This window comes from Cedecea sp. NFIX57 (genome assembly GCF_900177785.1).
Classification (GTDB): domain Bacteria; phylum Pseudomonadota; class Gammaproteobacteria; order Enterobacterales; family Enterobacteriaceae; genus Cedecea; species Cedecea neteri_C.
In genome coordinates this window covers 1-9,807 of sequence record NZ_FXAS01000064.1, presented here as the reverse complement: position 1 = coordinate 9,807, position 9,807 = coordinate 1, and the positions used below count along the sequence as shown (strand labels likewise).

At 52.6% G+C, this 9,807-nt stretch carries 7 protein-coding genes and 1 tRNA gene; 4 read left to right on the top strand and 4 right to left on the bottom strand.

Annotated features, from left to right (window positions below):
* On the top strand, positions 1-181 hold a 181-nt coding region (locus tag B9Y90_RS27170; protein WP_139827500.1), incomplete at its 5' end, for a hypothetical protein.
* 541 nt (positions 182-722) lie between these two features.
* Here the strand turns inward: B9Y90_RS27170 and B9Y90_RS24955 are convergent.
* The 3 genes from B9Y90_RS24955 to B9Y90_RS24945 all read right to left on the bottom strand — a co-directional run bounded on the left by B9Y90_RS24955 (position 723) and on the right by B9Y90_RS24945 (position 3,976).
* Positions 723-2,213 (bottom strand): TIR domain-containing protein, encoded by a 1,491-nt coding sequence (locus B9Y90_RS24955; protein WP_085543006.1) that lies wholly within the window; start codon positions 2,211-2,213, stop codon positions 723-725.
* 252 nt (positions 2,214-2,465) lie between these two features.
* Positions 2,466-3,728 (bottom strand): tyrosine-type recombinase/integrase, encoded by a 1,263-nt coding sequence (locus tag B9Y90_RS24950; protein WP_085543007.1) that lies wholly within the window; start codon positions 3,726-3,728, stop codon positions 2,466-2,468.
* A gap of 163 nt (positions 3,729-3,891) precedes the next feature.
* A tRNA-Leu gene (locus B9Y90_RS24945) sits at positions 3,892-3,976 on the bottom strand.
* Between the two features lie 228 nt (positions 3,977-4,204).
* Between B9Y90_RS24945 and B9Y90_RS24940 the strand changes: the two genes are divergently transcribed.
* Together B9Y90_RS24940 and ahr are read left to right on the top strand one after the other, a co-directional pair.
* On the top strand, positions 4,205-5,263 hold the full coding sequence (locus B9Y90_RS24940; RefSeq protein WP_085543005.1) for a Gfo/Idh/MocA family protein: 1,059 nt from the start codon (positions 4,205-4,207) through the stop codon (positions 5,261-5,263).
* Between the two features lie 80 nt (positions 5,264-5,343).
* The gene (gene ahr, locus B9Y90_RS24935) at positions 5,344-6,363 is read left to right on the top strand and encodes an NADPH-dependent aldehyde reductase Ahr (RefSeq protein WP_085543004.1); all 1,020 of its coding nucleotides are present in this window, start codon (positions 5,344-5,346) and stop codon (positions 6,361-6,363) included.
* Positions 6,364-6,395: 32 nt separating this feature from the next.
* Here the strand turns inward: ahr and B9Y90_RS24930 are convergent, their stop codons facing one another.
* Positions 6,396-8,036: a dihydroxyacetone kinase subunit DhaK gene (locus tag B9Y90_RS24930; protein WP_085543003.1), complete on the bottom strand. Its 1,641-nt coding sequence runs from the start codon at positions 8,034-8,036 to the stop codon at positions 6,396-6,398.
* A 136-nt stretch (positions 8,037-8,172) separates the two neighbouring features.
* On the opposite strand from B9Y90_RS24930, the gene B9Y90_RS24925 reads away from it, so the two are divergent.
* Entirely contained in the window at positions 8,173-9,675 is a 1,503-nt protein-coding gene (locus tag B9Y90_RS24925; protein WP_085543002.1) for a helicase HerA-like C-terminal domain-containing protein, read from the top strand.
* The last annotated feature ends 132 nt before the right edge of the window (positions 9,676-9,807 follow it).

Genomic DNA, 9,807 nt, shown 5'->3' with positions numbered 1-9,807 from the left:
AACGGATTCGGATTTTCCCATGAGTAGCATTACTGGCAGAGCCAAAAAGCCGATAACCACGTCCATAGGACGTGGTATTCAGTTAGAAATAAAAATAACCATGCATGCATACGCTGCATGGTTTTGCATTTATTCCCTGTATTTTTTCACACCTCGCCGCACCAGTGCTGGCGCGGCCTGAGCCCCTTCATGCACCTGCATTAAAACCGCCCCCTAAAGCGGGCAGGCGTGGCGGGGAGAGCATTGCGCGCCGGGACATTTATTAATTTTATTTTTTAATTGTCTGAGCCGACGTTGTGACGTTGAGTGATGGCTGAGGATATCTCTTCGTGATCTAGGTTTTACCCGCTGTGTGGTGCACCAAAAGCGTGAGGCAAGGATATAAAAAAGTCGCTTCACATGAGCGACCGATTTACATTTTAACTCCTAATGTTGCATTAAAGCGGGTAGGCATGGCGAGGAGGGCATTGCGCGTCCGGTGTCTTTTATTTTTCTGAGATAACCGACGGCATAAAAACAACCAAACAAACCTAGAGGGTTTTAGTAAAAAAGAGCATACTTACATCTAGTTCAGATGAGATGATTATTAGGAGTACAAAAACATAAAGAGTAACGCCGCACCATAACTGGCACGGCTAAAATGCTTTTACATTAAAATTAAAAAACCATTCATGAAGCAACAGTCATGACGATAAATAACCACGAATGAACGCAACGTAAATTCAAGCCACATGACATTCAGCCTGCCTCAATTCCGTAAGTTTCGCACACACTACATCTGATATACTTTTAACTTGATTAGCGATATCACCAGACGTTTGGAGTGTTATCCCTCCAACCTTTCTGGTTTCATCTAACATACCAGGAAGAGAATTATCAAACCAAATAGGAATCACACAATTATCACCAAATCGTTGCTTAAAATTATCCGACTCAAATTTCGTCCATATTTTAGCAGGGTAATGCTGGCTATATAGAACAATTACAAATAATGAAGAGCTTCTGTAAATTGGTGCCAAGTATTCTTCAACGTCATTGGCGAGAATACGATGCTGTTCATTTTTATCATAAAAAACAGAGACTTCCCTGGATTGCAATTCAGTAAACAAAGATTCTGCAATTTCCCTATCTTGCCCTGCAAATGAAAGAGCAAAATCATACTCCCCTCTAAATGTTATCCCAGAATATCCAACCTGCCTAGAAAACTTATTCCAAATAAGATGTCTAATGAAATATAAAAACTTCGGATCTTCAATTGTAAGAAGGCTGGTTTTATTCTCATAATGAATTAAATTTTTTATACTTTCACTGCTATCAATTAAAGCTGATAAATGGCCTTTTTCAATCACTTGCAAAACGCTAGCCTTCATTTCAGCATTATTAGCAACCGCTTCCCTAGTGTCAAGAACCCCCTCGAGGGTTTTAGAAAGCCATAAAAGAAGATGAAGATAAGGTGCACGCCCTTCCCTTCTAAGTTTTTTACCTGTTGCGAACTCTCGAGCCAGAGGGAAAAATCTCGGCGAAAGCTCTTCTAATACCTTCTCTCGAATAGATGGCAAACTTATATTAATTGTTAAGGGCTCATCACCTTCATGTGTATTAATTAACCCAGCTTGTAAGCAAGCCTCACCACATAATATTTGGGCCATTGCAAAACTGCCTTCAGCCTCTTCTGAGATTTCATCGGCAATTGAAATTCTACAATTAAGCGTTTCTTCACCTAGCGATATAAGACCTCTAATTCGCTCTTGGTTTGTTCTTCCTACTCGAATTACTTCAACTCGGTGCAATAAATCAGGAGCATATTCAACAAGTGTTTGCCCTGCTCTATTTATACCAATCAAAACTATTTTCGATGACTCATCCTCTTCATCAGCTAATATCTTAAGATAATCACTCAACCTTCTCCGACCCTCTTCATCAAGTCGATGGAAGTCATCAATAATTACAGTCCCAACACCATCCATTTTGGGTAGTTCTTTTATTAAATCTACATCTTCAGATTTCCTAGCTGAAAGCAATAAAACGGATAGATTCAATTCTTCGAGAGCTCTTTTAATACATGATGTTTTTCCGATACCGGACGGCCCCTCAATTATCATTCCTCGCCCAGGAACCTGGAGACCAGATTTAACCCTCATATATTCGGCAGGTTCAACGAATGTGTAACTTGGAACACCTGATTTTTTGAAAACCTCATCTAATCTAGCCATATAATCCCTTTAAATTATTAACTGCCGCATGTAAATAAAGTACTAACTTATCTCAAAGTAAAAACACCTAATGTATTGAATGATATAACTCAATACTTAACATCCAAACTTGAGAGCTTTTCCACAGAAAAATTACACCAATTACTTCAAACAATCAAAAACTATAGAAACCATGAGCAACACCAAAATCAATACTTAAAGTGATAATGTATTATTCGATGTGAATAATACCAACACTTGATTAATTTATAGCTAACCATCCTTACCTTTTGCGAAATCAAACGGAGTTACCGATCTAAGTCTATTAATTTCAAGGTAATCAGCCCACCATTGCACCATCAAACGGCGTTCATCCAAATGTTCAGAAGTATGAATATACGCCGCACGTACATTATTGCGCTCTGAATGGCTTAGTTGGCGTTCTATCGCATCATCACTCCATAAGCCTGACTCACCTAGCGCACCACGCGCCATAGTTCTGAACCCATGCCCACATACCTCAGTTTTCGTATCGTAGCCCATCGTTCTTAAAGCACTATTTACAGTATTTTCACTCATGACCTTCGTTACGTCGTGATCTCCCGGAAAGAGCAATTCTTTATCACCACTGATTTGTTTGAGCTGCTCTAACAACACCATAGCTTGTCGGCTAAGTGGAACTATATGTTCCTCTTTCATCTTCATGCCACGGTACGAGTAACGCACGCCTTTTATCTCTTCTCGCTTCGCCGGTATGCGCCAGAGAGCCTTTTCAAAATCAAACTCATCCCATCGAGCAAAACGCATTTCGCTAGAGCGAACAAAAGTCAGCAGTGAAAGCTCGACCGCGATCCGTGTCATCATCCGGCCACGATATGTAGCAAGACGAGCAAGAAACTCAGGGAACCGGCTGGAGGGTAAAGCGGGGTAATGTCGCGCTTTGGTTGTCGATAACGCACCGGCCATGTCACTGGCCGGATTTGAGTCGATGTAATCGTTCTGTACGGCGTAACGCATTATGGCCGTGACGCGCTGTTGAAGGCGCTGTGCAACGTCATGCTTACCACTGGCATCAACTTTTTTAATCGGGGCTAATAGCTGGCTGGTTTTGAGCTGACGAATATCAGATGAACCAATATAAGGGAAGATGTACAGCTCAAGATAACGAAGAACGCGCGAGCGATGGTCTTCACTCCAGCGTTTGTTACTGGCATGCCATTCTCGGGAGATGGTTTCGAAAGTATATGCCCCGGCGTTCTCGGCCTGAGCTTCCTTCTGTTCGGCTTTTGGGTCGATGCCCTGAACTAATAGCTTTTTGGCTTCATCACGTTTTACCCTTGCTTCTGCAAGCGTCACGGTCGGCCAAACACCAAATGCCAGGCGATCCTCTTTTTTGTCAGAAGGACGTCTGTATTTCATGCGCCAGTATTTAGACCCCTTGGCCGAAACCTCAAGATACAAACCGCCGCCGTCGGCCATTTTATAGTTTTTGTCTTTGGGCTTTGCGGTCTCTACCTGCCTGGTGTTGAGCTTCATTTGGGGGCACATTTCTAATCGAAGTTAAGATGCCCCCAATTATGCCCCCAGTGCCCCCCGGATTTCAACGGACTATCTCGGACGACTCAGGACGTAAAAATCGCTTCAAGCATTGATTTTTAAGGGATAATCGGACTTTCTCGGATGGTCTAGGAAGTACTAATGGTGCCGAAGGCCGGACTCGAACCGGCACGTATTTCTACGGTTGATTTTGAATCAACTGCGTCTACCAATTTCGCCACTTCGGCACTGAAGGGGTATGCGGAAACGTTGTGGATTATACCTGTCGCTGGCAGCCTTGCAAGTGGCGCTGTGCGTAAGTGGCGTTAAGTGCTGAATTTTTCAGCGCCCTACCGTTTTCCTGACAACCTTCTTTAAGGCCTTGCATCCTCCGCAGCCTGAACAACTCTGCGGTTTACATTCCCCCGCGTTTGCGATGTGATTTGCTTTCAGCCTGGCCACCCAACGGAGCCCCCATGACCAGTCCCAACCCCACGCCCCCCATGCGAGTCGCCATCATCGGGCCGGGGCAAATCGCGGAGAACGTTCACGCGGCTTACTATGCCACGAATCCTTCTCTGGCTTTGGTGGCGGCCTGCGGGCGTGACCTGCCGCGTACCAGGACGTTTGCGGCTAAGCTCGGCATTCCGGCGGCGTATGACGATGTCGGGCAGATGTTGCGTGAGACGAAGCCGGAGATCGTCAGCGTATGTTCGCCCAATATTCTGCACTATGCGCACGTGATGCAGGCGTTAGAGGCCGGGTGCCATGTGCTTTGCGAGAAGCCTCCGGCGATGACGGTGGCCCAGGCCGACGAGATGCGGTGGGCGGCGAAAAAGGTGAACCGGGTGCTGGCCTACAACTTCCACCACCGCTTTGCGCTGGACAGCGCCCTGCTGCGCGAGCAGGTTCGGGCTGGGGCGTTGGGGGAGGTCTATATCACCACGGCCAAAGCGCTGCGCCGCAGCGGCGTGCCGTCGTGGGGGAATTTTATCAGCAAAGATTCTCAGGGCGGCGGCCCGCTTATCGATCTCGGCATTCATATGCTGGACGCCGCGCTTTATGTGCTCGGCTTCCCGAAAGTGACGCAGGTAATGGCCCACAGCTTCCACAGGCTGGGCAACAGTAAAAACAGCGGCCAGTTCGGTGAGTGGAACCCGGCGCTTTATACGGTAGAAGACGCGTTGTTTGGCGTGGTCGAGTTCAAAGGCGGCGGCATTCTGCGGCTGGACACCTCTTTTATCCTCAACGTGGAAAAAACCTCGCAAATGAACGTCGAGTTCTGCGGCGAGCGAGCTGGAGCCACGCTGTTCCCGGCCCATATTTATCACGACCGCGACGGCAAACTGGAAACTATCCAGCGCAGGGAGGCCGCCGACGACCGCCGCCATTTCCGTGCCATGGAAAGCTTTGTCCGCCACGTTCAGGGCGAGGCAGCCATGGTAGCCGATGCCGAACAGGGTTATGTCGTGCAGCAGATCGTCGCCGCGCTCTACGCTTCGGCGGAACAGGGCGGCGGCTGGGTAACGCTTTAACACTACCAGGCACATTCCACCAGGTCGCTCCTCCATCCAATGTTCTACACTGGTTGCAGAGCCAATATGGAGGAAGAGCGATGTCTGTTATCAAAAGTTATGCCGCGCCAAAGGCCGGTGCGGAGCTGGCGCTTCAGGATTTCGACGCGGGCGATCTGCTCCCGGAAGATGTCGAGGTGAAGGTCGAGTACTGCGGCATCTGCCATTCGGATTTGTCGATGATCGACAACGAATGGGGTTTCTCGCAGTATCCGCTGGTCGCCGGGCATGAGGTGATTGGCCGCGTGCACGCGCTGGGATCGGCGGCACAAAACAAAGGGCTCAAAGTCGGCCAACGCGTGGGCATCGGCTGGACGGCGAGAAGCTGCGGCCACTGCGATGCGTGTATCAGCGGCAGCCAGATAAACTGCCAGGAAGGCAGCGTGCCGACCATCGTGAACCGTGGCGGCTTCGCCGATAAAATTCGCGTGGACTGGCAATGGGCGATCCCGCTGCCGGATTCCATTGACATAGAATCCGCCGGGCCGCTGATGTGCGGCGGCATCACGGTGTTTAAACCGCTGCTGATGCACCACATAACCGCCACCAGCCGCGTGGGCGTGATCGGCATCGGCGGCCTCGGGCATATCGCCATCAAGCTGCTGCATGCTATGGGCTGCGAGGTGACGGCGTTCAGTTCTAACCCATCCAAAAAAGAAGAAGTGCTGGCGATGGGCGCGGATAAAGTGGTGAACAGCCGCGATCCGGCCGCGTTAACCGCGCTGGCAGGTCAGTTTGATCTGATCATCAATACCGTCAGCGTTGACCTCGAGTGGCAGCCCTATTTCGAAGCGCTGGCCTACAGCGGCACGTTCCACACCGTGGGCGCGGTGATGAAACCGTTCCAGATCCGCTCCGGCACGCTGATCGGCGGCGATCGCAGCCTGTCCGGGTCGGCAACCGGCTCTCCGCACGAGCTGCGTTCGTTGATGAAGCTGGTTAGCCGGGCGAAGGTTCAACCGCAGATCGAGCTGTACCCGATGTCGAAAATCAACGAAGCCATCCAGCATGTGCGCGACGGCAAAGCCCGTTACCGCGTGGTGTTGAAAGCGGATTTCTGATGTAAGAAAGGCTCCCAAGGGAGCCTTTTTAGTTACTTGACCAGCCCGGCAAATACCTTAGCCACGGCGACCGCCCCAGGATCTTTCACGCCATCGAGGTTGTCGCTGTTCACATAGGACGAGCGCCCGGCGTTGGCTTTTTGCATCTTCGCCGTGTCGGCCGCGCCCTTCTCTGCGGCCTTCGCGGCGGCGTTCAGGTCTTTATCCCTCAGCGCTTCCAGCGCCGGCTGCAGGGCGTCGATTAACGTTCTGTCGCCCAGATCCGCCCCGCCGTAGCGCTTCATCTGCGCCAGACCAAACAGCAGGGACTCCGCCAGCGGCTGCTTCTCACTGACTTTTTGCCCGGCGGCGGTGAAGAAGATCGACATCAGCACGCCGCTGGAGCCGCCCATCACCGTTGCCAGCCGCTCGCCCACCAACCCCAGCAGCGCGGCGGCGTCGTTCAGCGGCAGCTTGCCTTTGTCGTTCAGATTGGCGATATCGCGCGCGCCTTCGGCAAAGGTTGAGCCGGTGTCACCGTCGCCCACTTTAGCGTCCAACGCGTTGAGGTGGTTCTCCTGGGCGATCAGCGTTTGGGTCACGCTTGCGACCAGGGCTTTCACCTCATCGTTGGCAGACGGTTTTACCGCGTGGTCTTCACGGATAACCGCCTGCTTCTGCTCCGGCATCTTGTGGTATTTCACCATCGGCTGCCAGCCTGCGGTTTCCACCTCGGATTCCAGCGCCTGAATAAAGTCCGGGCTCAGCTTAATGGCGGAGAGCGAGAAGCCTTTCATGTCCAGGGCGCTGACCAGCGGCGCGGGGCCGATGAGATATTTGACCTGTGAACCGAGATCCGAATGCATCAGCTCTTTGGTCAGCAGCGCCATCTCCAGCGAGGAAACGCCGCCGAGGTTGTTGATCAGCACCGCCAGGTCGCTCTCTTTGCCCGTCGCTTTGCGCAGGTGCTTCACCAGCGTGGCAATCACTTCTTTGCTGTTTTGGGTGTCCACCGTGCTGGCGCCCGGCTCGCCGTGAATACCCAACCCAAGTTCAACGTGGCCACCTTTAATGCGCCCTTCTTCTTCCTCGCTGCCCGGCAGGTTGCAGGTTTGCATCGCCACACCCATGCTGGCAATGCTGTCACAGGCTTTTTGCGCGATGTCCCGCACATCGCAGAGAGATTTGCCCTGCTCTGCGGCATGGCCCGCAATTTTATGGACTAATGCCGTGCCGGCGATGCCGCGCGGCTGTTTGTTGTCCGGCAGAGAAATGTCGTCGCCGACGATCACCATCTCGACCTTCAGGCCGTGCTTTTTGGCTTTTTCAGCGGCCAGGCCGAAGTTCAGCCTGTCGCCGGTGTAGTTTTTGACGATCAGCAGGCAGCCGCGATCGCCGGTCACGCCGACAATGGCGTTCAGCACCGCATCGACGCTCGGGGAGGCAAACAGGTCGCCACACACCGCCGCGGTTAGCATCCCTTTGCCAACGAAGCCCACGTGTGCCGGTTCGTGGCCGGAGCCGCCGCCGGAGATGATCGCCACTTTGCTTTTGTCCCAGTCGCTGCGGGCCACCACGCGGATGGCCGGGTCGATATCCAGCCGCACAAGGTTGCGGTAGCGGGAACTGACAATGACGCCTTCGATGGCATCGTTAACCAACTGCTTGCGATCGTTATAAAAGAATCTGGACATAGCTTTCCCTGGTTGTGTAAGAGATCTGCCAAGCATAGACCTTCGCCGGACCGAGGGGGTAAACATGGGAAGATCCTGATGCTCAATTCGTGCGGAAGGCTATGCTTTAGACAAATGTTGCCACAGGGAAACGCTCATGACTGAACCACTGCTGATTGCCAGAACTAAAGAGACTGAACTGCATATTCTGCCCAACATGGCGAACCGCCACGGGTTAATCACCGGCGCAACCGGGACGGGCAAAACCGTGACGCTGCAGAAGCTGGCTGAGTCCTTCTCAGAGATTGGCGTGCCGGTGTTTATGGCCGACGTGAAGGGAGATTTAACCGGCGTGGCCGAAGAAGGTGCCGAGTCTGAAAAGCTGCTCGCCAGGCTTGCTAATATCGGCGTGACTGACTGGTCGCCACACGGCAACCCGGTAGTGCTGTGGGATATATTCGGCGAGAAAGGCCATCCGGTGCGCGCCACCGTCTGCGATCTCGGGCCTTTGCTGCTGGCACGACTGCTTAACCTGAACGACGTGCAAAGCGGCGTGCTGCAAATCATCTTCCGCATTTCTGACGACCAGGGTCTGCCGCTGCTGGACTTTAAAGATCTGCGTGCCCTGACCCAATACATCGGCGATAACGCCAAAGCTTTCCAGACGCAGTACGGCAATATCAGCAGCGCTTCCGTCGGCGCCATCCAGCGCGGGCTACTTTCTCTTGAGCAGCAGGGCGCGGAGTATTTCTTCGGCGAGCCGATGCTCGACATCAAAGACTGGATGCGTACCGATTCAAACGGCAAAGGGATCATCAACATTCTTTCGGCGGAAAAGCTCTACCAGATGCCGAAGCTTTACGCCGCCAGCCTGCTGTGGATGCTGTCCGAGCTTTATGAGCAGTTACCGGAAGCGGGCGATCTCGATAAACCGAAACTGGTGTTCTTCTTTGACGAAGCGCACCTGCTGTTTAACGACTCCCCGCAGGTTCTGCTGGATAAAATCGAGCAGGTGATCCGCCTGATCCGCTCCAAAGGCGTGGGCGTGTACTTCGTGACGCAAAACCCTGCCGATGTGCCGGACATTGTGCTTGGCCAGCTGGGTAACCGCGTCCAGCACGCCCTGCGCGCGTTTACGCCCAAAGACCAGAAGGCGGTGAAGGCAGCGGCGCAAACCATGCGAGCGAATCCGGCTTTTGATACCGAAAAGGCTATTCAGGAGCTGGGCACCGGTGAGGCGCTGATCTCCTTCCTGGATGCCAAAGGCAGCCCGACAATGGTCGAGCGCGCGATGGTGATCGCTCCCTGTTCGCGCATGGGGCCGGTGACGGACGACGAGCGTAACGGCCTGCTGAATCACTCTCCGCTTTACGGCAAGTATGACGAAGTGATTGACCGGGAGTCGGCCTACGAAATACTGCAAAAAGGCGTGCAGGCTGCGGGCGAGCAGCAGGATGCGCCACCAGCCAAAGGCCAGAGCGTGGCGGTGGATGACGGTATTCTCGGTGGGCTGAAGGATATTCTGTTCGGCAGCACCGGGCCGCGAGGCGGCAAGCGCGATGGCGTGGTGCAGACGATGGCGAAGAGCGCGGCGCGGCAGGTGACGAACCAGATTATTCGCGGCGTGCTGGGCAGTATTATGGGGGGGCGTAAGCGGTAGGTTCTGCGATTTCCCCCTCCCCCTAACCCTCTCCCTCAAGGGAGAGCAGCTGTGTTTAAAGTCAAGGGTGGCGCTATGTCGTCACCCATTCTTTATTATCCCGAAGCATTGCATTCAGGATGGTCACCAGCT

Bases quoted from the DNA above. Each gene is read 5' to 3' on its own strand.
- B9Y90_RS24955 (WP_085543006.1), bottom strand. From the start codon at position 2,213: ATGGCTAGATTAGATGAGGTTTTCAAAAAATCAGGTGTTCCAAGTTAC.
- B9Y90_RS24950 (WP_085543007.1), bottom strand. From the start codon at position 3,728: ATGAAGCTCAACACCAGGCAGGTAGAGACCGCAAAGCCCAAAGACAAA.
- B9Y90_RS24940 (WP_085543005.1), top strand. From the start codon at position 4,205: ATGACCAGTCCCAACCCCACGCCCCCCATGCGAGTCGCCATCATCGGG.
- ahr (WP_085543004.1), top strand. From the start codon at position 5,344: ATGTCTGTTATCAAAAGTTATGCCGCGCCAAAGGCCGGTGCGGAGCTG.
- B9Y90_RS24930 (WP_085543003.1), bottom strand. From the start codon at position 8,036: ATGTCCAGATTCTTTTATAACGATCGCAAGCAGTTGGTTAACGATGCC.
- B9Y90_RS24925 (WP_085543002.1), top strand. From the start codon at position 8,173: ATGACTGAACCACTGCTGATTGCCAGAACTAAAGAGACTGAACTGCAT.